This is a genomic window from Ornithinimicrobium murale (genome assembly GCF_003352835.1).
In the GTDB taxonomy this organism is placed as follows: domain Bacteria; phylum Actinomycetota; class Actinomycetes; order Actinomycetales; family Dermatophilaceae; genus Ornithinicoccus; species Ornithinicoccus muralis.
The window spans coordinates 224,603-248,710 of record NZ_QLVD01000010.1 but is presented as its reverse complement, the minus strand read 5'-3'; the positions used below and the strand labels follow the sequence as shown (position 1 = coordinate 248,710).

Here is a 24,108-nt window from a genome sequence, read left to right as displayed (position 1 = left end):
GGCGAGGCGGTTATCCAGCAAGCCGGCGGAGCCGCCGCGCACCCTCACGCAGCACGTCCTCGCGCTTGCAGAAGGCAAACCGGACCAAGGTGCGGACCGGCTCGGTCTCGTCACAGAAGGCCGAGACCGGCACGCCGACGACGCCCACCTCCTCGGGCATCCGGCGGCAGAACTCGACCGCATCGGTGACGCCCAGGGGAGCAGCGTCCGCGATCACGAAGTAGGTCCCCTGGCAGGGCATGACCGGCAGCCCGACTCCCGTGAGTGCCTCGACCAGCACGTCCCGCTTGCCCTGCAGCTCCGCGGCGAACCCGCTGAAGAACCCGTCCGGCAGGGTCAGCCCGTGGGCGATCGCCGGCTGGAACGGTCCGGACCCCACGAAGGTCAGGAACTGCTTGACCGCGCGCACCGCGGCGATCAGCTCCTCGGGGCCGTGCACCCAGCCGACTTTCCACCCGGTGACCGAGAAGGTCTTGCCGCCGGAGCTGATCGTCAGGGTCCGCTCCGCCATCCCCGGCAGCGTCGCGATGGGGAGGTGCGTCGTCCCGTCGAACGTGAGGTGCTCATAGACCTCGTCCGAGATCACCACGGCATCGTGCTCGCGCGCCAGCTCGGCGACCAACTCCAGCTCGGCCCGTGTGAACACCTTACCGGTGGGGTTGTGCGGCGAGTTCAGCAGCACGGCGCGAGTGCGCGGCCCGAACGCCGCGCGGAGCGCCGCCTCGTCGATCGCGAGGTCGGGGAAGTGCAGCGGCACGGTGCGCCGGACACCGCCGGCCAGGGCGATCGAGGCGGCGTAGGAGTCGTAGAACGGCTCGAAGGTGACCACCTCCTCACCGGGCTCGACCAGCGCCAGGATCGAGGCAGCGATCGCCTCCGTGGCTCCCACGGTGACCAGCACCTCGCGGTCCGGGTCGACGTCAATCCCGTAGAACCGCTGCTGGTGGCTGGCGACCGCCTCACGCAGCACGGGCATCCCGATGGCGGGGGAGTACTGGTTCAGGCCGGAGGCGATCGACTCCCGGGCGATGTCGAGCAGTTCCTGCGGGCCGTCGGTGTCCGGGAAGCCCTGGCCGAGATTCACCGCATCGTGGCGCAGTGCCGCCTGGGTCATCTCCGCGAAGATCGTGGAGCCGAAGCCGGTCATCCGGGTCACAAGAGGATTTCGCATGTCACCGACCGTAGCCGTAGAATGCTGAGCACGTGTGGTGTGCCTGCTTGCGGGTGCGCCGGACGAATTCGCGCACGAGCCCACCGGCGCACCACCTGAGACCTGCGGTCGAGGGCCAGGTATGCCGGGACGCACCTCCGCGGTCCCGTCCCCTCCGTAGGGGTCGGGTGGAGGACGTCGCCCGTGCCAGGAGATAACTGCACCCTAGAAGAAAGCGAGACCTCGGCATGGCCGTCGTCACTATGCGTCAGCTCCTCGAGAGCGGCGTCCACTTCGGGCACCAGACCCGTCGCTGGAACCCCAAGATGAAGCGCTTCATCATGACCGAGCGCAATGGCATCTACATCATTGACCTGCAGCAGTCGCTGACCTACCTCAACGAGGCCTACGACTTCGTCAAGCAGACCGTCGCCCACGGTGGCACGATCCTGTTCGTCGGCACCAAGAAGCAGGCCCAGGAGGCCATCGCCGAGCAGGCGACCCGCGTCGGCATGCCCTACGTGAACCACCGCTGGCTGGGTGGCATGCTCACCAACTTCCAGACCGTCTCCAAGCGGCTGAGCCGCCTCAAGGAGCTTGAGGAGATCGACTTCGACGCGGTGGCCGGTTCCGGCCACACCAAGAAGGAGCTCCTCATGATGCGCCGCGAGTACGAGAAGCTCGAGCGCACCCTGGGCGGCATCCGCGACATGGGCAAGGTCCCCTCCGCCGTGTGGGTTGTCGACACCAAGAAGGAGCACCTGGCCGTCACCGAGGCCCGCAAGCTCGGCGTCCCGGTCATCGCGATCCTGGACACCAACTGCGACCCGGACGAGGTCGACTACAAGGTCCCGGGCAACGACGACGCCATCCGCTCGGTCACGCTGCTGACCCGCGTGGTCGCTGACGCCGTCGCCGACGGTCTCATGTCGCGCGCCGGTGGGGGCACCTCCGAGGAGGGCGCTGCGGCCGCCGAGCCGATGGCCGAGTGGGAGCGCGAGCTCCTGGCCGGCACCGAGGGCGACCAGCCCGCTGCGACGCCCGCCGAGGCACCGACCGCTGACGCCACGGCGGTTCCGGCTGCTGAGGAGCCCGCCACCGAGGCTCCGGCCGCCGAGTCGACCGAGGCTCCGGCCACCGAGTCCACCGAGGCTCCGGCCACCGAGTCGACCGAGGCCCCGGCCGAGCAGGCCTGAGCTTTCCAGATCCCTATCCACGAAGTTCCCTGACGAAGGAGCGAACCCGATCCATGGCGAACTACACCGCCGCTGACATCAAGGCCCTGCGCGAGGCGACGGGCGCCGGCATGATGGACGTCAAGAAGGCTCTCGACGAGGCCGAGGGTGATGCCACCAAGGCGACCGACATCCTGCGGGTCAAGGGCCTGAAGGGTGTCACCAAGCGTGAGGGCCGCTCGGCCTCCAACGGCCTGGTCGCCGCTCACGTCGACGGCAACGTCGGCACCCTGGTGGAGATCAACTGCGAGACCGACTTCGTCGCCAAGGGCGAGAAGTTCGGTGAGCTGGCCGACCGCGTGCTGGCGCACACGGTGGCCATCGGGGCGGCTGACGCCGAGACCCTGCTGAGCAGTGACCTCGACGGCCAGACCGTCAAGGAGGTTCTCGACGAGGCCAACGCCACCATCGGCGAGAAGATCGAGATCCGTCGGGTCGCCCGCCTCGAGGGCGACCAGGTCGTGTCCTACCTGCACAAGACCAGCCCCGACCTGCCCGCGCAGATCGGTGTCCTGGTGACGACCACCGGTGGGGACGAGCAAACCGCCCGCGACATCGCGATGCACGTCGCGGCGTTCAGCCCGACCGTGCTGACCCGCGACGACGTCGACGCGGAGACCGTCGCCAACGAGCGCCGGATCGCCGAGGAGACCGCTCGTGAGGAGGGCAAGCCCGAGCAGGCCCTGCCCAAGATCATCGAGGGTCGCGTCAATGGCTACTTCAAGGAGAACGTGCTGGTCGACCAGGCGTTCGCCAAGGACCCGAAGAAGTCGGTGGCCCAGGTGGCTCAGGAGGCCGGCGCGGAGATCACCTCCTTCGCTCGCTTCAAGGTCGGCGTCTGAGCTTGACGCACTGATCAACGTGTATGCCGTGAGGCCGGGTCTCCCTGTGGGGCCCGGCCTCACGGCATGTCGGTCCGCCCGTCTACCTGCCGAAATGGGCCGCAGTCACCTCGGTATGGCAGGATCGATCGACCCCTCACCGCCGCAGGACCCACAGGAGGCTTCGTGTCCGAGCGCCTAACCACCACCCACGAAGCGTTTGCCTCGACAGCGACCGACACCCTGGCCGACGACGCACCCGAGGGCGCCGAGCCGGGCCGCCGGGTGCTGCTGAAGCTCTCCGGCGAGGCCTTCGGCGGGGGGAGCGTCGGTCTGGACCCCGATGTCGTCAGGGGCATCGCCCACCAGATCGCACGGGCTGCACGGGAGGGCGTGCAGATCGCCGTCGTCATGGGCGGTGGCAACTTCTTCCGCGGTGCCCAGCTGCAGCAGCGCGGCATGGACCGTGCGCGTGCCGACTACATGGGCATGCTCGGCACCGTGATGAACTGTCTGGCCCTCCAGGACTACCTGGAGAAGGAGGGCGTGCCCACCCGCGTGCAGACCGCCATCACCATGGGCCAGGTCGCCGAGCCCTACATTCCCCGTCGGGCGATCCGGCACATGGAGAAGGGGCGCGTGGTCATCTTCGGGGCCGGCGCCGGCATGCCCTACTTCTCCACCGACACCGTCTCGGCACAGCGCGCTCTGGAGATCCACTGCGATGTCGTGTTGATGAGCAAGCACGGGGTGGACGGCGTCTACACCGCCGACCCCCGCACGGATCCCGACGCGGTCAAGCTGGACACGCTGACCTACGCCGACGCGCTCGCGAGCAACCTCAAGGTGGTCGACGCCGCGGCCTTCAGCCTGTGCATGGACAACCAGTTGGACATGCTGGTGTTCGGCATGGGCGGCGAGGACAGCATCACCCGTGCCCTACGTGGTGAGAAGATCGGCACACTGGTCACCGCCGACTGACTGGGTGACCCGCGCACCGACCAACCAGGAACCGCGCCCTCCCACCGGGGGCACAACGTGAAGGAGCAGGACCTGATGTCCGAAGCGATCGAGATGGCGGTCATGGAGGCCGAGGAGAAGATGGGCAAGGCCGTTGAGGTCGCCCGCGACGACATGGCCACGATCCGGACGGGCCGTGCCCACCCGAGCATGTTCAACAAGCTCACGGTCGACTACTACGGCGCGCCGACCCCGCTGCAGCAACTGGCCTCGTTCCAGATCCAGGACGCGCGCACCGTGCTGATCACCCCCTTCGACAAGGGCGCGATGGCCGGCATCGAGAAGGTCCTGCGCGAGGGTGAGCTCCAGCTCAACCCCAGCAATGACGGGCACGCCATCCGCATCGTCATGCCCCAGCTGACCGAGGACCGCCGCAAGGAGTACATCAAGCTGGCGCGCACCAAGGGCGAGGACGCCAAGGTCGCGGTCCGCAACGTGCGCCGCTCCACGATGGACACCATCTCCAAGGCGGTCAAGGACGGCGACATCGGCGAGGACGAAGGCACCCGCTCCGAGAAGGAGATCGAGGCCATCACCAAGAAGTACGTCGACCAGATCGACGAGGTCCTCAAGCTCAAGGAAGCCGAGTTGCTGGAGGTCTGAAGCCGCCTACCCCGAGGAAGCATGATGGACGCGTCGTCGCGTCGCGCCTATCGAGCGCAACTGCGGCACCCCGAGACCCCGACAGGCAAGGCCCCCTCGCGGGCCGGCCGGAACCTCCCGGCCGCTATTGGCGTCGGTGCGGCACTGGGGTCGCTGATCATCGCGACCGCGCTGCTGTTTCCTCCCTCGTTCGTCGCCCTGGTCACCGTGGTGGTGGTGATCGGGTCGTTGGAGATGACCACCGCGCTCCGGGCGGGTCGATTCAGTCCTCCGCTCGCTCCCGAGCTCCTCGGGGCGACCCTGGTGCCCGTGGCCTACCTGTGGGGCAGCGACGCGCTCGTGGTGGGCTACGGTCTGGTCTGCCTGTCGGTTCTGGCGTGGCGGGCGACCCAAGGGCCCGGCCGCGTGGCTCGGGACGTCGCCGGGGGCGTCTTCATCGTCACCTACGTGGCCCTGCTGGCGAGTTTCACCTCGCTGCTGATCGATGCCCCGGACGGTGGCCAGCGGATCGTCGTCTATGCCCTCGTGACGACCATGAGCGACATCGGGGGCTATGCCGTGGGGGTCCTGTTCGGCAAGCACCCGATGGCGCCCTCGATCAGTCCGAAGAAGTCGTGGGAGGGCTTCTCCGGCTCGCTGGCGACCAGCGCGCTCGCCGGTGCCATCAGCGTGCCCCTGCTGCTCGGCGGTGACTGGTGGGCCGGTGCCCTCCTCGGGCTGCCGCTGGCGTTCTTCGCCACCGTCGGGGACCTCTCCGAGTCCACGCTCAAGCGCGATCTGGGCATCAAGGACATGGGCAACCTGCTGCCGGGGCACGGCGGTCTGATGGACCGGCTGGACTCTCTGCTGATCACCGCTCCGCTCTGCTGGATTCTGCTCGGGATCCTGGTCCCCGCCTGACCAAGAATACTATGGTGCTAGCATTATGGTGTGAGTGATCGAGCTGCTGACCGCACGCAGTCCCGGGCCGGCAACCGCTCGGCCGGGGTCCTCGCCGCGGCCATGCTGGTCGTGGAGCTGGTGGCAGCCTGCCAGTCCTACCTGACCACCACGATCACGCCCCTGATGGCCCACGACCTGCGGGCGCAGGACGGCTATGGGTTGCTCATCGCCTCGACCGAGGCGGCCATGTTTCTCACCATGCCGCTGGGGGCCGCCCTGCTGTCCCGCTGGCCCGCTGCACAGATGCTCACCTGGCTCACCCCGCTGGTGGTGCTTGGTGCGGCGCTGAGCGCGCTGGCCCCCACCTTCGCTGTCTTCCTGTCCGGCCGGGTGCTGGCGGCCCTGGCGGCCGGGGCCCTGATGACGGTGTCGTTGTCCGCCCTCGCCACCGCCCTCCCGCCTGCCTGGCGGCGGCTGGTGCTGGCCGGCTACGCCCTGGTCTGGTTGGTCGCCTCCGTCGCCGGACCGGTGTATGCCGGATGGGCAGCGGCCACGATCGGGTGGCGGTGGGCACTGATCGCCTACCTCCCGCTCTTCCTGGTCGCCCGCGCGCTCGTCATCGCCCGACTGCATCAACTGGACCGTGCCGAGCAGGACGGCAGGCAGCCGCTCGGCCTGCTGCCCGCGCTCGGGTTGGCGGGCGGGGTGACCGTGGTCTCCCTCGCGGGCACCTCCCTGCCGGGCACGGGCGTGGCGGTGGGCGGCGCAGTCGTAGTGCTCGTTGCGGCCTCCCGCATCCTGCCCGCCGGCACCCTGCTGGCCCGGCCCGGTCGACCCGCGGCGATCCTGTTGATGGGGCTGCTGTGCGCCGTCTACTTCGGCGGCCACGCCGTCGTGGCCATCACGGCTCACGACCTGCTCGGGCGCGACGCCGGTGACCTGGCCCTCCTGCTCGGCGCCGGAGGCGTCGCCTGGTCTGTCCTCGGTGTGGTCTGTGGCAGGTGGCCGGCCAGGCGCGCCTCGGCATACGGCTGGCGGGTGGTGGGCTCCGCCGTCCTGCTGGCCGCAGGCTTCGGCGCCCTCGGGCTGTCCCTGCTGCCTGGGGCGAGCGGTGCCTGGGAGCTGCACCTGCTGGGCTGGGCGCTGAGCGGGGCCGGGATGGGACTGAGCTACGTCGACACCCTGAACCGGGTGCTGGACCAGCCCACCGAGCAGGACGGCATCGGCACCAGTGCGGCGGCCCAGGCCCTGGTCATGATCGAGGGGATCGGCACGGCCCTGGCCGCCACGATCACCGCCTCGGCGTTGGCGTGGGTGGTGGCCTCGCCGGCGGCCCGAGCCATCCCTGGCGCCGGGGTCTACCTCGGGCTCGCGGTGCTCTCCCTGGGGCTCATCCCGTTGTCCCGGCGGGCAGCGGCTGGGGATTCCCCGGCAGTCCTGAGACACTAGGGGCGATGACCACCGATCTGCCCAGTCCCAGCACGCGTCCAGCCCCCGGCACGCTGACCTTCAGCGCGCCCCGACGGGGCAAGGCACCGCAACACCTGGCCGACCTCGACATGGCCGGCCGACGGGCGTGGTTCGCCGAGCTGGGCCACAAGCCCTTCCGGGCCGACCAGATCTCACGGCACTACTTCGAGCGCCTGGTCACCGACCCCGAGCAGATGACCGACCTGCCCAAGCCGGGACGCGAGGAACTGGTCACCGGTGTGTTGCCGACCCTGCTGACGCCCATCCGCAACCTGAGCACCGACGATGGCGCCACCGTCAAGCAGGTGCACCGCCTGCACGACGGTGCGATGGTCGAGTCGGTGCTGATGCGTTATCCGGGCCGGGTCACGATGTGCATCTCCAGCCAGGCCGGCTGCGGCATGAACTGCCCGTTCTGCGCCACCGGACAGGCCGGGCTGACCCGCAACCTCTCGACGGCCGAGATCGTCGAGCAGGTCGTGGCCGCGGCGCGCTACCTTCGCCACGGGGACCTGGGCGGTGGCAGCGACGGCGCCGGCGACACCGCCGAGGCGCTGCGCGTCAGCAATGTGGTCTTCATGGGCATGGGGGAGGCGCTGGCCAACTACCGCAAGGCCGTCGACGCCATCCGCCGCCTGGTCGATCCCTCGCCCGAGGGACTCGGCATGTCGGCCCGCGGTGTCACCATGTCCACCGTCGGTCTGGTCCCGGCCATCGACAAGCTGGCCAAGGAGGGCATCCCGGTCACCCTGGCACTCTCGCTGCACGCACCCGACGACGAGCTGCGCGATGAGCTGGTCCCGATCAACACCCGGTGGAAGGTCGACGAGGCACTCGATGCCGCGCACCGCTACTACGAGACCACCGGTCGCCGGGTCAGCATCGAGTACGCCCTGATCAAGGACATCAACGACCATGCCTGGCGTGCCGACCTGCTGGGCGAGAAGCTCAATGCCCGCGGTCGCGGTTGGGTGCACGTCAACCCGATCCCGCTCAACCCCACGCCCGGGTCCAAGTGGACCGCGTCGCGCCCAGGCGTCGAGCAGCAGTTCGTGGAGCGGCTGCGCGCGCACGGGATCCCCACGACGGTGCGGGACACCCGCGGCTCGGAGATCGACGGTGCCTGCGGCCAGCTCGCCGCCACCGTCTGAGACCCCTGCCCCCTGACCGAGCGCGTCGTCGCGTGCTCCTCATGCCGACCGAGCGCGTGGGCGCCTGCCCTCAACCCTGACCGAGCGTGTCGGGATCTGCGTCACCCCAGGAGCGCGGCGGCCTCCTCGACGGTGTCCACCAGGTGCACCCGGCCGGCCATGGGACGGTCCCGTCCCAGTGCCGTCAGCAGCGGATAGACGGGCAGGTGTTCGGTCCAGTGGCGGTGACCGACGAGCACGACCGGGGGCACGCGGCCGTCCACCTCGTAGTACTGCCGGGTGGCCATCTGGAAGATCTCCTGGACCGTGCCAGCCGCCCCGGGCAGCACGACCAGCCCCGAACTGCTGTGGTGCAGCAGCAGGTCCTCGCGCAGGGCGTTGCTGAAGAACTTCGCGATCTGGTCGCCGAAGACGTTCGGTGGCTCATGGCCGTAGTGCCAGGTCGGGATCCCCAGGCTGCGCAACGGCCCGGGGGCCGGCTCGGTGCCGTGAGCAGCATGGACGACGTCCAGGGCCACCTGGGCCCACGGGCCGATGCCCTCTGCGAAATGGGGCACCGCTGCCAGCGTCTGCAGAGCGGGGGCCAACTGGTCCTCGGTGCGGCACCAGGCTCCCAGGTTCGCCGCCTCCATGGCGCCGGGCCCACCCCCTGTTGCCACGGCATACCCGGCCTCGGCCAGCGCGAAACCCAGGTGAGCGGCCGCGGCGAAATGCTCAGTTCCACGGGCCAGGGCGTGCCCGCCCATCACTCCGACCACCCGGCGCTCGGAGACCACGTCCACCAGGGCGTCGGCCATCGCATCATCGTGAATGGCGCGCAGCACGGTGACATAGGCGTCGTGGCGGACAGCGGCATCCTGCAACCACCGGTAGGCGCGGGCGTCCGTGGTGGCGTCGTAGCCGTGCTCGCGCAGACCGTCGTAGAGTTCGTCCGGCGTGTAGAGACTGCCGCGGTAGGCCCGCACGGGCGCCTGGGGTGCCGCGGGGAAGATGATCGCCCCCTGGCGGCGCAGGTGCAGCTCCAGCGCCGGCGTGAGGACCCCTCCCAGCACCACCAGGCCGGACAGGTCCTCCCGAGCCAGCAACGCCTCCTCGTAGGCGGTCAGGTCAAGGCCCTGCAGGCGGGATCCGTGCAGATCAGCGCCCGCGCGAAGGAGTGCCTCCAGCGTGGCCAACTCCGAGATCTCGTGGACGAGCCCGGGCACGGGCGTGCGGAAGGCACGGTGGTAGCGCACCTCGTGGTCATCGCGATCTGCCGCAGCCATGGCTCGACACTAGCTGCGCCGGGCCGCGTCGCGTCGGACCGACGAACCGCGCCAGGGCTTACCATCAGGGGTCACACCAGGGCGGGGCCGGCACCAGCTGCCGGTGGACGCCGCAGGGCGCGAACCGGAGGAGGACCAGTGGGTCTGCGGGCACGGGTGCGACGACTTCCAGCGATCGCGTGGCGGGACGACCGCATCGCAGAGCTGCGCCGCAGTGAGAAGACACTGCGGGCGCAGGTGTCCAGGGCTGAGCGACGCCTTGAGCAGGCGACCACCCGGCTGGCGACGGTGAAGCAGGAGTGGGACGACGCACAGCGCGCGATCGCTGACCGCAAGTACTCACCCACCGAGCCGTCCTGGCACACCCGCATCATGGAGCAGGCCCGGGTCGGTCGCTTTCTGTCCACGCTGGACACCCAGCGCGAGTATCCGCGGCGCCGGCTCCTGGAGAAGTTGCACAACTACGAACTGGCCCGCAGCTATGGCGTGGCGACACCGCGGGTGATCGGCTCCTGGCCCCGGATCACCGAGCTGCCCTGGGATGAGCTGCCGGAGTCCTTCGTCATCAAGAGCAACCGCGGCTACAGCGGCAACGGCGTGCTGCCCCTGCGTCGGCACGGAGACGCCTTCTGCTTTCTGGACTCGGGGAAGGCCATCACCCCCGAGGAGATCGTCCGGCACTACCAGGATGCCCGGGGGCTGGCCGCGCCCTACTTCGTGGAGGAGGTCCTGCCCGGCACCGGTGCGGTCCTACCCGACGACGTGAAGATCTATGCCTTCTACGGTGAGGTCGCCGACGTGATGCTGCGGCGGGTGACCAGGCACAACGACATCAGCTCCTTCACCTACCGCTTTCTGGACGCCGAGGGCAACGACCGGGGGCGGGTGCAGGAGCGGCACCGGCACGCGCCGGACATCGCGGTGCCCCGCGACCTGGCGCACATGGTCGAGGCTGCTCGGGTGCTCTCGACGGCCGTGCCGGTCCCGTTCGTGCGGGTGGACCTCTATCAGCTGCCCGAGGGCATCATGCTCGGCGAGTTGACGCCGCTGCCCGGCACCTCTGGCAGCTTCACCAGGGAGCACGACCGGTTGCTCGGGCGGATGTATGACGAAGCGGAGGCCCGCGTGAACCTGGACTTTGCCCGGGGGCGGCCCTTCGCCGTGGTGCCGGGCCCGCACGACCCGTCGGTGACGACACCGATGCCCGCCAGACGATCCCTGCAGCGCTGACGGGACCGAGCAGACCAGTCGCCTCCCGCGGGTGAGTGCCACGGCCCCCTCCTGGGCCGCTGTGGACAACTCCGGCGCGCTGCGCGCCCTTCCGCCTACCGTGAGCCGCACGGCATCGGAAAGGGGAAGCGATGAGCACGTTCGAGGTCCACCCAGACGTGGTCGACAGTTCGGGGACCACGCTGCGGAGCGCGGCTGAGGAGATGCGTCAGGCGGCGCAGCGCGTCGGTCAGGCACTGCAACTGGCCGGGGGAGCGGGTGGGGCCGGCAGCCTGGTCGCCACCGGATCCCTGGCCGCGCGTCAGTGGCGGGACGGACTGGTGGGGTATGCCGAGGCGGGGGTCGCCGTGGCCCGCGCCACCGAGCAGGCAGCCCTGGCCTACCGCCTGGTCGAGCTGCAGACGAGTCAGGTGCTGACGCCGGTGGTCGCCCCGTGACCGCCCTGGCCACACGGCCCGAAGACCTCCGGGTGGCCTCCCGGGCACTGCTCGGGGCAGCCGCCGAGCTGAGCGAGGCAGGTCACCGCGTGCAGCGAGCCGAGGCGGAGGCTGCCAGTGGATGGCAGGGTGTCGCTGCGCTGGGCCAGCGGCTGGCGACCCAGCGCGTGGCCACCGCCGTGCTGTCCCGGTGTGGCCCGGCGGAGCAGCTGGCGGGGGCGCTGGGTGTCTTTGCCGACCAGGCGGAGCAGGCCAAGGTCGTGGTGCGGGCCGCTCAGGGGGCCGGGGACGAGGCGCGCGCCCAGCGGGTCCGCGAGATCGCGCAGCTGGCCGCGGCCACCGACCCCCAGGTGATCGACGTGCTCCGGCAACGGATCCTCCGGCTGGAACAGACCATTCGTCGCTCCGAGGACGAGATCGACTGGGCCGAGGAGCAGCTCGAGCGCGGCCGGCGGACCATCGACCGACTGCTCCGTGACTCCTGGGTCGGGCTCGGCGTGGAGGAGCTCAAGGACCTGGTCAGGATCGGCCAGGAGGTGGCACCGATCTGGCGGGGCGGAGGCCTGCTCATCGTCGGGAGCCGGGTGGTGCTCACCACCGCGCGGCTGGCCCGGGACCTGACCCCCGTCGCACGCCACGCCCTTGAGGTCAGGCTGGCCCGGCTGCTCACAGTGGTCCGCAAGCCACCGGTCATGTTCCTGCTCACCCGGTTGCCCTTCCGGGTCCTGATCCCGCTCACGGTCATCCCCAGCGCCGTCGACGACCTTCGCACCGGTGGCGGCTACGAGGGGGTGCAGGGGTTCTCCCTGCGACTGTCGGCCGCGGTGGCCATCCCGGGCAGCGTGGCGATGGTGCTCCCGCACCCGGTCGTGGCCGGTCTGGGCTCGGTGTCGGTCGGCATCTACTACCTGGCCAAGGGCGGCTATGCCATCTGGGATCACCGGATTCTCCTGACACAGGTGGGCGCGGCCATCATCCAGAAGCGGCACGCGATCATCGAGGCGGCTCGCAGGGTGCTCCGGCCGAGCCCGGCCTTCCCCCTCGGCCCGCTCGGCCCGATGCAGCCGCTGGTGCCCGGGGCCAAGGATCTGCTCTCCGAGTTGCCGCGACTGTCCGAGCTCGGCCGATTCCTGCCCGGGGTCGGTGGCCCCGTCACCGTGCCCAACGTGCCGATCGACAAGGGGCTCCGCCTGCCCGTGATTCCGTCCCCGAGCATGGGGGCGGCCGGTCTCGGGATCCTGCTCCCGTCGCTGGGGAAGCTCTTCTGATGGACGAGGGCACCCCAAGCCCGGGCAGATCGGACGCCGATCTGCCGCTGCAGCCGGCTCTGACGCTGACCGAGGAGGAGTTGCTGGTCCTGACCAAGGGCTCCCTGGGCATCGTGCCGAGGCGGATCCCGCAGCCGGAGGATCCCGCGGCGGCCGATCTGATGCAATCGATGGCGCTGCGGACCCTGATGGCCCGTGGGCTGGTCCTGCCGACCGGAGCTCCGACCGGGGAGGGGGTGTCCTGGGAGGTGATCGAGCCGCTGGGCCTGACCCTGCAGCTGCGTGAGCTCGCTCCGGCTGTGCTCGGGCTGCACCGGGTCCTGGGGCCCTTGTCCGCGGACGCCACAGACCAGAAGGGCGGTCCGGAGACGGCAGGCACCCACGCGGTCCGCTACCTGCACCTGCACGAGGAGATCGCCGTCATCGAGGACGTCACCGACAGCGGGATGCACGGTCTGCTCACGGTCTTCCCCGACCGCTACCAGGACGCTGTGGCTGACTTCATCCGCCCACCCGATGCGACCCCTGGGCGCGGCGCGGTGCGTGTGCTGGACGGTGCCGTTGAGGACCTGCTGGAGGCGCTCGGACACCCGACTGTCCTGGTGGAGGCAAGCCGTCTGACCGGGATCGGGTCGGAGGCACCGCCGACCCACCCGCTGAGCCTCATGCTTGCGCTCGGTCCGGGCGGCACCTTCCGCGCGCACGACTCAGTCAGCTATCACCCAGTCGACCCCGACGGTGCGATCGCCGAACTGCTCTGCGACACACTCTCCGGGGTGGGCACGGGTGCCGGGACCGCCGGACCGACGTAGCGTGCCGAGGGCCGGAAGATCTTGCTGTCCTGCGACTGTTCCAGGATGTGAGCTCCCCAGCCGACGACCCGTGCCGTGGCGAAGGTCGGCGTGAACATCTCACGCGGCAGCCCACACTGCTCCATCACGACGCCGGCGTAGTACTCCACATTGGTATGCAGCTCGCGGCCCGGCTTCAGGGCGGCGAGCGCCTGAATGACCTCCTGCTCGACCTGCACCGCGAGCTCTGCCAGGGGACCACCCAGGTTGGTGGCGATGTCGCGGAGCATCGCCGCACGCGGGTCCATCGTCCGATACACCGGGTGCCCGAAGCCCATGATGCGGTCCCCCGCGGCGACCTTGCTTCGGACCCAGTCCCGCGCCCGCTCCGGACGGCCAATCTCATCCAGTGAATCCAGTGCTCGGTCCGGCGCGCCGCCGTGCAGCGGCCCGGCGAAGGTCCCGATGGCTGCACACACCGCCGAGGCAACGTCCGAGCCGGCGGAGGTCACCACGCGGCTGGCGAAGGTCGAGGCGCTGAAGCCGTGATCGATGGTCGAGGTGAGATACGCACCGATGGCTGCCTGGTGCGCCGGACCTGGTTCCTGACCAGTCACCAGCCACAGCCAGCTGCCGCCAGCGCCCAGCTCCGGGCGGGCGGTCAGCGGCTCCCGGCCCATCCGCAGTCGGTGCAGGGCGGCCTGGATGACCGGGACCGCGCCGACCAGACGGAGGACCTGGGCTCGCACCTGGGCAGGCTCGGTCCCGTAGGTCGGACCGAAGCTCTCCAGTGCTCCGAGGTGGGAGACGGCGGTGCGCAAGCGGGCCAGGGCGGCTCGGTCAGGCCCCGACCGTGCGATCGTGGGCAGGAGCTCCACCAGCTCAGGAGGCAGGACCGCTGCCTCGGCCAGCGTGCGTTGCAGGGCGGCGGACTGCTCCGGTGTCGGCAGTGTGCCCTCGAGCATCAGGTGGCAGACGTCCTCGAAGCTGTGCGTCAGTGCCAGCTCCACGGCGGAGTACTCCCGGAAGTGGTAGAAGCCCTCCTCGCCCCGGACGTCACCCGTTCCGGTGTCGGCGACGACGACACCTTTCAGGCCCGGGGGAGCGATGAGATGGTTCTGCGACGGCTGGGTTGTGGTCATGCCCCGAGCGTCCCTAGCATTGACAAAGATGTCAACGTTGATCCAATCAATGTCAGGAGTCGGTGTGGACGGCGAACTCACCACGGAGCAGGTGGCGGACTACCTCGGTGTCCAGATCCAGACTGTCTACGCCTACGTGAGCCGCGGGGTGCTGACTCCGGTGCGGAAGGAGCCCGGGACCGGCAGTCTGTTCCGGCTCGAGGACGTCCAGGAACGGGCGGGTGGGGGACGAGGTGGCCGTCGGACCAGTCGTCCGGCGACCAGTGACGACGTGCGCACCGCGATCACCGAGATCACGAGTGGAAGCCTGGCCTACCGGGGCGTCGACATCAGGGCACTGGCGGGCAGCGCGAGCTATGAGCAGGTGCGGGACCTGCTCACCGGTGGACAGGGCACCTCGGGAGCGCCCACGCAGGCCGAGCAGCAGGCCCTGGCGGCACTGATGGCTGCCCTGCCGGAGCAGACGGCACAGCTAGACCGGTTCAAGCACGCCGTCCTGGTCGGTGCCACCACCGACCCGGGCCGACAGGACCGCCGGGCCACGGCACTGGCCAGGGCCGGGCGCCGCGCGGCCTACCTGATGGCCCTCACCCTGCCGGACGCCTCGCTGGCGCCCGCTGCGCAGCCCACGCTCGCGGGCACTCTCGCCACGGCACTCGCCCCTGAGCGTGCGGAGCTCATCGACGCCGCCCTGGTGCTGCTGGCCGACCACGACCTGGCCGTCTCGACCACGGCTGTGCGGGTGGCGATCTCCTCGGGTGCCGATGTCTATAGCGCCCTGCTCGCGGGGCTGGCCGCGGCCGACAGTCCGCACCACATCGCTGCCTCGCTGCAGGCCAACGACTGGTTGGCTACCGCCGTTCGGGACCCGCACGAGGTCCTGGACGTCGCGCTCGCCGCAGAGCGGCCGCCGCCGGGCTTCGGACACCTGGTCTACACCGAGCAGGACCCCCGGGCGCAGGTGCTCCTGGACCTACTTGAGCCGAGGTGTGCACCCGCGGAGTGGGCGGCCGTCATGACCGTGGAGCAGGAGCTGCTCGAACGGCGCGGCTGGGTGCTCAACGTCGACCTCGCCATGGCCCTCCTGGTGCGGGCGTTGGGCATGCCCCGGGACGCCGGGCCGGCCATCTTCGCCTGCGCCCGCACTGCGGGATGGACCGCGCACGCACTCGAGGAGCTGGCGGAGCCGGCGATGCGCTTCCGGCTGCGTGGCGTCTACAGCGGCCGACGGCGACCGGTCGGCGAGTCCTGACTCGCCCACCCTGCCCACCGGTGACGAGGGGCTGGTCGTCGTGGCACGGGGCTCCCTGACCCCGGCGGCAACCGAGCGGAATGCCGGTCGGCATCCAGGGATGGGGTCACAATGGGTCGGTGACCGCTCCCCGCACCCTGACGCTGCTCGGCTCCACCGGCTCCATCGGCACCCAGGCCGAGCAGGTGGTGCGGGCCAACCCCGAGGCGTTCACGGTGCGCGCCATCAGCGCTGCTGGGTCAGACCTCGACCTGCTGGCGCGACAGGCGGTTGCCTTCCAGGTCGAACAGGTGGCGGTGGCCCGCGAGGGCGCGGCAGACGCCCTCATCCGGGCGATCGCCAGCCTGAGCGGACCCGGGGCGGCGCTTCCGGAGGTGTTGGCCGGACCCGAGGCCGCGATCGAGGTCGCCGGGAACGGCGCCGACGTGGTGCTCAACGGGATCACCGGCAGCATCGGGCTGCGTCCCACGCTCGCCGCACTCGCCGCGGGCAGCACGCTGGCCCTGGCCAACAAGGAGTCGCTCATTATCGGCGGCCCGGTCGTCACCGCGGCGGCGGCGCCCGGGCAGATCGTGCCCGTCGACTCCGAGCACAGCGCGATTGCCCAGTGTCTGCGGTCGGGCCGGGCCGAGGAGGTTCGGCGGTTGGTGCTCACCGCCAGCGGTGGCCCGTTCCGGGGTCGGGCCAGGGCAGACCTGGGGGACGTGACTCCGGCGCAGGCGCTGCGTCACCCCAACTTCGCGATGGGACGGGTGGTCACCACCAACTCGGCCACCCTGGTCAACAAGGGGCTGGAGGTGATCGAGGCTCACCTGCTCTTCGGGATCCCCTTCGAGCGGATCGAGGTCGTGGTCCACCCGCAGCAGCAGATCCACTCCATGGTCGAGTTCCACGACGGCTCGACCATCGCGCAGGCAGGTCCACCGCGGATGCTGGTGCCGATCGCACTGGGGTTGTCCTGGCCCGACCGGCTCGCTGACGTTGACGAGCCGAGCGACTGGAGCACGGCGAGCACCTGGGAGTTCCACCCGCTTGATGACGAGGCCTTCCCGGCCGTCCGGCTCGCCCGCCGGGTCGGTGAGGCGGGAGGCACCCACCCCGCGGTGTACAACGCGGCCAACGAGGTGTGTGTCGACGCCTTCCACGACGGGGTCATCGGCTTCCTGGACATTGTGGACACCGTCGCCCAGGTGGTGCGGGACCACCTGACCGGCACCTCGGCATACTCGGGCGGCTTCGTGGCCGGAGGCCGCTCGGCGGGCTCACCGGGCGTAGAATCGGGTCGGCAGGGGAACGATTCTCCTGCGCTGTCGGTTGATGTCGTGTTAGCGGCCGACCGGTGGGCCAGGGAGCGTGCCCGCCAGGTGATCGGCCGGTCGTCACAGGGAGAGAGCCAGTCATGACCTACCTGCTCGGGGTGCTGCTGATGGCCCTCGGCATCGCGGTCTCCATCGCCCTGCACGAGATCGGCCACCTGCTGCCCGCCAAGAAGTTCGGCGTGAAGGTGACCCAGTACATGGTCGGCTTCGGGCCGACCATCTGGTCGCGTCGACGGGGGGAGACCGAGTACGGCGTCAAGGCCATCCCGCTCGGGGGCTACGTCCGGATGATCGGGATGTTCCCGCCCCGTGCCCAGGACCAGGGCAAACTGCGCGCCTCATCCACCGGCCGGTTCAGCCAGATGGCTGACCAGGCCCGTGCCGAGTCGATGGAGGAGGTCGGCCCCGGTGATGAGGACCGGGTCTTCTACAAGCTGCCGGTCTGGAAGCGCATCATCGTGATGCTGGGCGGGCCACTGATGAACCTGGCCATCGCCGCAGTGGTGCTGACCGGCATCCTCGTGCTGCTCGGCCTGCCCACCAGCACCGCCAGGATCTCCTCCATCAGCCAGTGCGCTCCCACTGATGTCTTGGCCACCGACTGCGAGGGGGAGCCGGACTCACCGGCCCTGGCCTCGGACCTGGAGGTCGGGGACCGGATCATCGAGGTCAACGGCGTGCCCGTGGCTGACTGGGCCGAGGCGAGCTACCAGATCCAGAACTCCTCCGAGCAGGCGACCTTCGTCGTCGACCGGGCCGGTGCGCAGCACGAGATCGCCGCGACCCTGGTCGAGCGCGACCGTCCCGTCTACAACGCCGATGGAAGCATCCAGCTCGATGCCGCCGGTGAGCCGGTGATGGAGCCGCGCCGCTACTTCGGTGCCAGCGGTTCCATCGAGTATGTCGCGCAGCCGATCACCGAGGCTCCGGCCTTCGTCGGCGGTGCCGTGGCTGACACGGGCCGGATCTTCCTCAAGCTTCCCGAGAAGCTGGTCGGCGTCTACCAGGCCGCCTTCGGCGACCAGGAACGCGACGTCGAGAGCCCGATGTCGGTTGTCGGGGTGGGCCGCGTCGCCGGGGAGGTCACCGACGGTTCCCTCGGTGCTCTGACCAGCACGTTCGAGGGCAAGGCGGTGATGCTGCTGTCACTGCTGGCCTCCCTGAACATCGCGCTCTTCGTCTTTAACATGGTGCCGCTGCTGCCGCTGGACGGCGGACACGTGGCCGGTGCCCTCTGGGAGGGTGTGAAGAAGACCGGCGCCCGGCTGCTCGGGCGTCCCGAGCCGGCTCCGGTCGACATCGCCAAAGCCCTGCCGGTGGCCTACACCGTGGCCATCGCCCTGATCGGCATGACGCTCCTCCTGGTCTACGCAGACCTGGTCAACCCTGTCCGCCTCGCCGGATGACGTTTCCCCGGCCCAGCAAGGAGATACTGACTCCATGACAGCAGGCACCCCCATCTCCCTCGGCATGCCCGCCGCCCCGCCGCCGGTCCTCGCGCCGCGCCGGGCGACCCGCAAGATCAAGGTCGGCAAGGTCGAGGTCGGCGGCGACGCCCCGATCTCGGTGCAGTCGATGACCACGACGCCCACGACGGACATCAACGCCACCCTGCAGCAGATCGCTGAGCTGACAGCGACCGGGTGCGACATCGTGCGGGTCGCCTGCCCCAGCCAGGACGATGCGGACGCGCTGCCCGCGATCGCGCAGAAGTCGCAGATCCCGGTCATCGCCGACATCCACTTCCAGCCCCGCTACGTCTTCGCCGCCATCGACGCAGGATGTGCGGCGGTGCGTGTCAACCCGGGCAACATCCGCAAGTTCGATGACCAGGTCAAGGAGATCGCCCGGGCGGCCAAGGATGCCGGGATCTCCATCCGGATCGGTGTCAACGCCGGTTCCCTGGACAAGCGCGTGATGGAGAAGTACGGCAAGGCCACGCCCGAGGCGCTGGTCGAGTCGGCCGTCTGGGAGGCCTCCCTGTTCGAGGAGCACGACTTCCACGACTTCAAGATCTCGGTCAAGCACAACGACCCGGTCGTGATGGTGCGCGCCTACGAGCTGCTCGCCGAGCGCGGCGACTGGCCGCTGCACCTCGGGGTGACCGAGGCGGGTCCCGCCTTCCAGGGCACGATCAAGTCGGCCACGGCTTTCGGCGCGCTGCTCTCGCAGGGGATCGGTGACACGATCCGGGTCTCGCTGTCGGCCCCGCCCGTGGAGGAGGTCAAGGTCGGCAACCAGATCCTGCAGAGCCTCAACCTGCGGCCGCGCAAGCTGGAGATCGTCTCCTGCCCCTCGTGTGGCCGCGCACAGGTTGACGTCTACACCCTGGCTGATGAGGTCACCGCCGGTCTGGAGGGCCTGGAGGTGCCGTTGCGGGTGGCGGTCATGGGCTGCGTCGTCAACGGTCCGGGGGAGGCGCGCGAGGCTGACCTGGGTGTCGCCTCCGGCAACGGCAAGGGCCAGATCTTCGTCAAGGGTGAGGTCATCAAGACTGTGCCGGAGAGCCAGATCGTGGAGACCCTGATCGAGGAGGCCATGCGGATCGCTGAGGAGATGGGCGAGCTCGAGGGCGCGGGCGAGGGCTCGGGAACTCCCTCGGTCACCGTCGGCTGACGTATGCCGACAGCCGGCTTCCTGCCCGTCCGCCAGCTTGTGCTGGTGGACCTGTTGTCGATGATGGTTGCCGTCCGGCCGGGGGAGCGCGCGGTCATTGCCATCGACGGGGTCGACGGAGCCGGCAAGAGCCGGCTCGCTGCTGAGCTGGTGGCGCTGGCTCCGCACGTGGCCGGGCGCGAGGTCCGCAACGTCGGGATGGACGGGTTCCACCACCCGAAGGCCGTGCGCCACGCCAGGGGGACCGGCCCGGAGACCTTCTATGAGGACTCCTACGACTATGAGGCCTTCCGTCGTGCGGTGCTGCGACCGTTCCGGGCCGGCGGCGACTACCTGCCTGCCGTCCACGACGTGGTCACCGACCAGCACGTGTCACCGGACCCGGTGGCGGCCAGTGACGATGCCCTGTTGCTGGTCGAAGGGATCTTTCTGCGCAGGCCCGAGCTTGCGGAGGAGTGGGACGCCACGCTCATGCTGTGGGTGCCACTGACGGTCTCGGTCCCGAGGGGCAACACCCGCTTCCCGGACCGGCCGGAGGGATCGGGCGACCCGGCACACCCGGCGAACGCCCGCTATGTCGGCGGCCAGAAGCTCTATCTCCAGCAGGCGCGATTGCATCCGCCGACCTGGATCCTGGACAACACCGACCTGCGGCGACCGGCACTGATCGATCCCGACCCGGAGGAGCCTGTGTGGTTAGAGCTGCCCTGAGGCAGGCTGAGCGGTCGCGCGGATGGTTGGTGCTCCGTTCGGGGCAGTGCATGACACTTCCTCACAGAGGGTCGGTGAGGAAGGGGCGGTAAACGTGTCTGATCGTCGTCGTCGGCGGAGCGAAGGTGCGAGGCTGCCGCGCCGCGGCCGCCTGGGCGCGGCGCGACAGCCTGCTGTGCTACCCGGCCATCGGCTGCCTCTCCGCGGTGGCCGGCGAGCGGGAGATGACCACGGCACCGACGACCAGCCCGAGGACGGCGAGGACCGCGGCGATCACGAACGGGTCACCGGTGTGCAGGGCAGGGGCGAATCCGAGACCTATGTAGATCGCCACACCGGCTGCTCCGCCGAGCTGGTCTGCTGCTCGCTGGACACCCGAGGCGATCCCGGCGTCCTCGTCAGTGGTCCCGCTGACCGCGATGTACTGCAGACCCACGATCCCGAAGCCCATGCCCGCTGCGATCAGCAGCATCGACGGGAGCAGCCATGCCGCCCCGCCGCCCAGAACGGCCACCAGCGCGATCACGGCCATCGCGCCCGCAGCAGAAGTGAGGCCGACCAGCACGCATGCCCGTGCGCCCCAGTGTCCCAGCAGCCGGGGCACGAGCACCGAGGCCGCGATCAATGACGCGGCCAGGGGCAGCATCGTCAGGCCTGCTCCCAGAGGCCCGATCCCGAGCCTGTCCTGCAGGTAGAAGGTGAACAGCAGGAACGAGGTCGACAACGCACCGCTGAGCAGCATTGTCGTCAGGTTCGCCCGCAACCGGGCGCGGTCCGCGAAGAACGTCATCGGGACCAGCGGGTTCGGAGACCTCGACTCGACTCGCACGAACCCGACAGCAGCCAGCACCGCCCCGACCAGTCCCGCCACGCTCACCCACGCGTCGGTGCCAGGTTCGCCCGCCTCGACCACCGCGTAGACGAACAACAACGGGCACGCCATCAGCAGAAGGGAACCCGGAAGATCCAGCCGTGCCCGCTCACGAGACGCGGACCGGTCCGCCGGGACCAGGACGAGCGCCGCCACGATCACGACCAGGATGAACGGCACCGAGATCAGAAAGATCCAGCGCCAGCCCAGGTGGGCGGTGATGACCCCCGACAGGGCAAAGCCGAGCACCAGGCCGCAGCTGGCCACGGCGGCCCACACGCTCAGGGCACGCGACCGGCGCGGACCCTCCGGGAAGAGCAACACGATGGTCGCCATTGCCGCCGGCAGCGCGACGGCCTCGCCGGCTCCCTGGAGCAGACGGGCGGCGACCAGGACCGGGAACGACGGGGCCAGACCAGCTAGCAGGGACGCCAGGCCGAAGAGAGTCGTGCCGACCAGAAGGGTGCGGCGGCGGCCGAGAAGGTCACCGAGCCGGCCGCCGAGCATCAGCAGCCCGCCGCCGGTGATGGTGTAGCCGACCACAACCCAGGTCAAGGAATGGCCCTCGACTCCCAGGTCTGTGCCGATCGAGGGTAGTGCGATGTTGACCACAGTCACGTCGACCGCGATGAAGAACTGCAACATGGACATCGCGCACAGCACGAGCCATGCGCGGACAGGGGCGGGACCGAGCCCGCGGGTGGAAGAGGTTACGCCTGAAAGCATCGATTGCTCCGTCGCTCGGAAGAGTTACGAGCAGCACAAAACGGCCGCTCCGGATGGGTCACGAAGCGACTGGACGTTCCAGGTGAGGTGGTGCTGTGAGCCGGACGTCCCGCCGCTAGCGGGACGTCCTGGTCACTGCCGCGCAAGCGGCCGAACACGAAGCGGCTGACATGCTGCGGATCCTAGCAGCGGGGACCTGGCCCTGAGTCTGTGCCCCCTCCCTCACCGCGCGAGTTCCTCTGGAGCGAGCCGCAGGACGGCGCCCTTTCCCTCGGCCATGCTGCGCCCTGCGGTGAGCACGTAGAGCGACCCGTCAGGTCCGGAGTCCACATCCCACACATAGGACTGGTGGCCTGTCAGATCCTTGCCGTCGCTGCGGATCTCGTGCTTCCACGGTGCCTCGCCGGGGGTCGTGACGAGCACCGTGCCGAGCCAGTCGGTCACGATCACCTGACCCTCCAGGTCCCCGCCGGTGCCAACCGTCACCCCACTGAGGATCTCGCCCACCTCTGGGCCGTACTCCATCACGGGAGGGGCGATGACCATCCCGGCCTCAGTCTCCCGGCAGGCCCCGGAGAGCTCGCGGTCCTGGCCCCAGCAGGAGCCCGTCACCTCCGGATAGCCGGCGTTGTCCCCCGCGGCCGGTTGGCCGACCTGCTGGTCCTTGTCCCGAGACATCGCCTCACCCACCAGCAGCCCGTGCTCGCTGTCCCAACTCAGACGCCAGGGGTTGCGATAGCCATAGGAGTAGACCTCCGGCAACCCGCCCGCACCGTCCGCGAACGGGTTGTCCTCGGGTATGCCGTAGGCCCGGTCCTCCAGAGCCGTCCCCTCCGCGGGGGTCGGGTCGATTCGCAGGACAGTGCCGGCATAGGACGCCGGATCCTGCGCCGCCTCGTCGCGGGAGGGGGCACCGAGCGAGGTGTAGAGCAAGCCGTCGTCGTCGAAGACGATCTCGCCACCGACATGGTCCGCGTCGCGTGATGGCAGCACCATGAGTTGTTCCTCGCTCTCTGGGTCAGCCACGAGGGTGCTCGGATCAACAGTCCACCGGGACAGGATGTTGACCTGCCGAGTCCCCTGGGGCAGATCCCGGTCGACATCCGCGATCGAGTGGGTCGTCGTGGTGTAGACGTGCCCGCTGTCGGCGAAGTCGGGCGCAACCTCAAAGCCGGCGAGTCCCGCCTCCAACGCCGTGCGTCCCGGCTGCTTGATCGAGTCCTGCACGTCCAGCAGCGGCTCTGGCCGTGCGGCGCCGTCGGCAGTGACGACGTGCACCACCCCGACCTGGTCGGAGATGAGCAGGGTGCCGTCGTCGAGGGTCACCACCTCCCGTGGGGCTGTCACGCTCACCTCGAGCAGGTCGAGCCCCGTACTTCCCGGGCTCGGTGCCGCGTCCGGATCGGCTGTCGCCGCCCCCTCGGCAGAGTCCGGGGTCCTGGGTGTCGCGGCTGCCTCGGCCGTCGCGCTGGGAGAGGACGACGGCTGGTCGTGGGTGCTGCCCGAGCAGGCGACCAGACCGCCCACGGCGAAGGCAAGGACGGAGAGACGAACGAGTGGGCGAGTTGCCATACCGGCAAACTACTACGAAATCGTAGCAATGTCGCGGCTAGACTCTCCGCATGCCAACGAGTCCGGCTCCTGACGAGCAGAGGTCAGGTCCCACGCCCTTGCTCCACGCCATGGTGCTGGACCGGGCCGTCGGTGCCCTGCTGGCGCAGGCCATGCGCGACAGCCCGTTGAACGCCCACGACTACGGCGTGGCGAGCGCGATCTCCGACCAGCCAGGTATCAGCGCCAGCCAGCTCGCCGAACAGTTCTCGGTGCCGTTGACCACGCTGGCCGAGTGGGTCGGGCGCCTCGCGACCCTCGGGGTGGTCCGCCGGGAGCGCGACCCGCGGGACGGGCGGCGTCATCAACTGTGGATCACCCAGGAGGGACAGACGACGATGGCCGAGGCCGAGGGCGCCTTTGGTCGTGGTTACCTCGCCTTCCTGGACCATCTGCCGGTGTCAGCACGCGAGGCGACGGCGCAACTGGAGGCGATGACGACGGCCTGCCGTCAGGCGCTGGCATCCCTCGCTCGCGATGGTGGCGACGAGAGATTGTGAGCCGCTTCCCCGACGCCCCGGGGAAGCGCAGGCCACA

The 24,108-nt window shown here is 69.9% G+C and carries 22 protein-coding genes; 17 read left to right on the top strand and 5 right to left on the bottom strand.

Features of this window, described 5'->3' with window-relative positions:
• Window positions 1–10: 10 nt before the first annotated feature.
• A complete protein-coding gene (locus DPQ65_RS04420) occupies window positions 11–1,171 on the bottom strand; it encodes a pyridoxal phosphate-dependent aminotransferase (protein ID WP_114906149.1) in 1,161 nt (386 codons plus the stop codon).
• 227 nt (window positions 1,172–1,398) lie between these two features.
• On the opposite strand from DPQ65_RS04420, the gene rpsB reads away from it, so the two are divergent.
• The 7 genes from rpsB (at window position 1,399) to rlmN (ending at window position 8,332) form a co-directional block, all read left to right on the top strand.
• Window positions 1,399–2,346, top strand: a complete 948-nt coding sequence (gene rpsB / locus DPQ65_RS04415) for a 30S ribosomal protein S2 (RefSeq protein WP_114906148.1) — start codon at window positions 1,399–1,401, stop codon at window positions 2,344–2,346.
• Between the two features lie 53 nt (window positions 2,347–2,399).
• Entirely contained in the window at window positions 2,400–3,227 is an 828-nt protein-coding gene (gene tsf, locus DPQ65_RS04410; RefSeq protein WP_114906147.1) for a translation elongation factor Ts, read from the top strand.
• 222 nt (window positions 3,228–3,449) lie between these two features.
• Window positions 3,450–4,187 (top strand): UMP kinase, encoded by a 738-nt coding sequence (gene pyrH / locus DPQ65_RS04405; protein WP_238146683.1) that lies wholly within the window; start codon window positions 3,450–3,452, stop codon window positions 4,185–4,187.
• A 75-nt stretch (window positions 4,188–4,262) separates the two neighbouring features.
• Window positions 4,263–4,829 carry a ribosome recycling factor gene (frr, locus tag DPQ65_RS04400; RefSeq protein ID WP_114906209.1) on the top strand — a complete coding sequence of 189 codons (567 nt, stop codon included), beginning with the start codon at window positions 4,263–4,265 and terminating at the stop codon, window positions 4,827–4,829.
• A 21-nt stretch (window positions 4,830–4,850) separates the two neighbouring features.
• Complete coding sequence (locus DPQ65_RS04395; protein ID WP_337589673.1) at window positions 4,851–5,729, top strand: phosphatidate cytidylyltransferase; 879 nt, start codon at window positions 4,851–4,853, stop codon at window positions 5,727–5,729.
• Between the two features lie 30 nt (window positions 5,730–5,759).
• Window positions 5,760–7,160: an MFS transporter gene (locus tag DPQ65_RS04390; protein ID WP_114906144.1), complete on the top strand. Its 1,401-nt coding sequence runs from the start codon at window positions 5,760–5,762 to the stop codon at window positions 7,158–7,160.
• A gap of 5 nt (window positions 7,161–7,165) precedes the next feature.
• Complete coding sequence (rlmN, locus tag DPQ65_RS04385; RefSeq protein ID WP_114906143.1) at window positions 7,166–8,332, top strand: dual-specificity RNA methyltransferase RlmN; 1,167 nt, start codon at window positions 7,166–7,168, stop codon at window positions 8,330–8,332.
• A gap of 101 nt (window positions 8,333–8,433) precedes the next feature.
• Here rlmN and DPQ65_RS04380 read toward each other — a convergent pair whose 3' ends face one another.
• Entirely contained in the window at window positions 8,434–9,597 is a 1,164-nt protein-coding gene (locus tag DPQ65_RS04380) for an LOG family protein (protein WP_114906142.1), read from the bottom strand.
• Between the two features lie 138 nt (window positions 9,598–9,735).
• On the opposite strand from DPQ65_RS04380, the gene DPQ65_RS04375 reads away from it, so the two are divergent.
• The 4 genes from DPQ65_RS04375 (at window position 9,736) to DPQ65_RS04360 (ending at window position 13,344) form a co-directional block, all read left to right on the top strand.
• Window positions 9,736–10,827 carry an ATP-grasp fold amidoligase family protein gene (locus DPQ65_RS04375; RefSeq protein WP_114906141.1) on the top strand — a complete coding sequence of 364 codons (1,092 nt, stop codon included), beginning with the start codon at window positions 9,736–9,738 and terminating at the stop codon, window positions 10,825–10,827.
• A gap of 131 nt (window positions 10,828–10,958) precedes the next feature.
• Complete coding sequence (locus DPQ65_RS04370) at window positions 10,959–11,264, top strand: hypothetical protein (protein ID WP_114906140.1); 306 nt, start codon at window positions 10,959–10,961, stop codon at window positions 11,262–11,264.
• Window positions 11,261–12,532 (top strand): AAA family ATPase, encoded by a 1,272-nt coding sequence (locus DPQ65_RS04365; RefSeq protein WP_114906139.1) that lies wholly within the window; start codon window positions 11,261–11,263, stop codon window positions 12,530–12,532. The genes DPQ65_RS04370 and DPQ65_RS04365 overlap by 4 nt, the downstream gene beginning before the upstream one ends.
• The gene (locus DPQ65_RS04360) at window positions 12,532–13,344 is read left to right on the top strand and encodes a hypothetical protein (RefSeq protein WP_114906138.1); all 813 of its coding nucleotides are present in this window, start codon (window positions 12,532–12,534) and stop codon (window positions 13,342–13,344) included. The genes DPQ65_RS04365 and DPQ65_RS04360 overlap by 1 nt, the downstream gene beginning before the upstream one ends.
• Here the strand turns inward: DPQ65_RS04360 and DPQ65_RS04355 are convergent.
• Window positions 13,251–14,465, bottom strand: coding sequence for a citrate/2-methylcitrate synthase (locus DPQ65_RS04355; RefSeq protein ID WP_114906208.1), 1,215 nt, complete (start codon window positions 14,463–14,465; stop codon window positions 13,251–13,253). The two genes, DPQ65_RS04360 and DPQ65_RS04355, sit on opposite strands and share 94 nt — an antisense overlap.
• A gap of 64 nt (window positions 14,466–14,529) precedes the next feature.
• Between DPQ65_RS04355 and DPQ65_RS04350 the strand changes: the two genes are divergently transcribed.
• The 5 genes from DPQ65_RS04350 to DPQ65_RS04330 all read left to right on the top strand — a co-directional run bounded on the left by DPQ65_RS04350 (window position 14,530) and on the right by DPQ65_RS04330 (window position 20,363).
• Entirely contained in the window at window positions 14,530–15,717 is a 1,188-nt protein-coding gene (locus tag DPQ65_RS04350) for a citrate synthase (RefSeq protein WP_162802006.1), read from the top strand.
• An 80-nt stretch (window positions 15,718–15,797) separates the two neighbouring features.
• Entirely contained in the window at window positions 15,798–17,120 is a 1,323-nt protein-coding gene (gene dxr / locus DPQ65_RS04345) for a 1-deoxy-D-xylulose-5-phosphate reductoisomerase (RefSeq protein ID WP_114906136.1), read from the top strand.
• A complete protein-coding gene (locus DPQ65_RS04340; RefSeq protein ID WP_114906135.1) occupies window positions 17,117–18,442 on the top strand; it encodes a M50 family metallopeptidase in 1,326 nt (441 codons plus the stop codon). Before dxr ends, DPQ65_RS04340 begins: the two co-directional genes overlap by 4 nt.
• A 34-nt stretch (window positions 18,443–18,476) precedes the next feature.
• Complete coding sequence (gene ispG / locus DPQ65_RS04335) at window positions 18,477–19,652, top strand: flavodoxin-dependent (E)-4-hydroxy-3-methylbut-2-enyl-diphosphate synthase (protein WP_114906134.1); 1,176 nt, start codon at window positions 18,477–18,479, stop codon at window positions 19,650–19,652.
• A 3-nt stretch (window positions 19,653–19,655) separates the two neighbouring features.
• Window positions 19,656–20,363: a nucleoside/nucleotide kinase family protein gene (locus tag DPQ65_RS04330; protein ID WP_238146671.1), complete on the top strand. Its 708-nt coding sequence runs from the start codon at window positions 19,656–19,658 to the stop codon at window positions 20,361–20,363.
• A gap of 178 nt (window positions 20,364–20,541) precedes the next feature.
• On the opposite strand, the gene DPQ65_RS04325 is transcribed toward DPQ65_RS04330, so the two are convergent.
• Entirely contained in the window at window positions 20,542–21,885 is a 1,344-nt protein-coding gene (locus DPQ65_RS04325; protein WP_114906133.1) for an MFS transporter, read from the bottom strand.
• Window positions 21,886–22,182: 297 nt separating this feature from the next.
• Entirely contained in the window at window positions 22,183–23,532 is a 1,350-nt protein-coding gene (locus DPQ65_RS04320) for a PQQ-dependent sugar dehydrogenase (protein ID WP_114906132.1), read from the bottom strand.
• Between the two features lie 50 nt (window positions 23,533–23,582).
• Here DPQ65_RS04320 and DPQ65_RS04315 point away from each other — a divergent pair, with 50 nt between their 5' ends.
• Window positions 23,583–24,071 (top strand): MarR family winged helix-turn-helix transcriptional regulator, encoded by a 489-nt coding sequence (locus DPQ65_RS04315; protein WP_114906131.1) that lies wholly within the window; start codon window positions 23,583–23,585, stop codon window positions 24,069–24,071.
• Window positions 24,072–24,108: the final 37 nt, after the last annotated feature.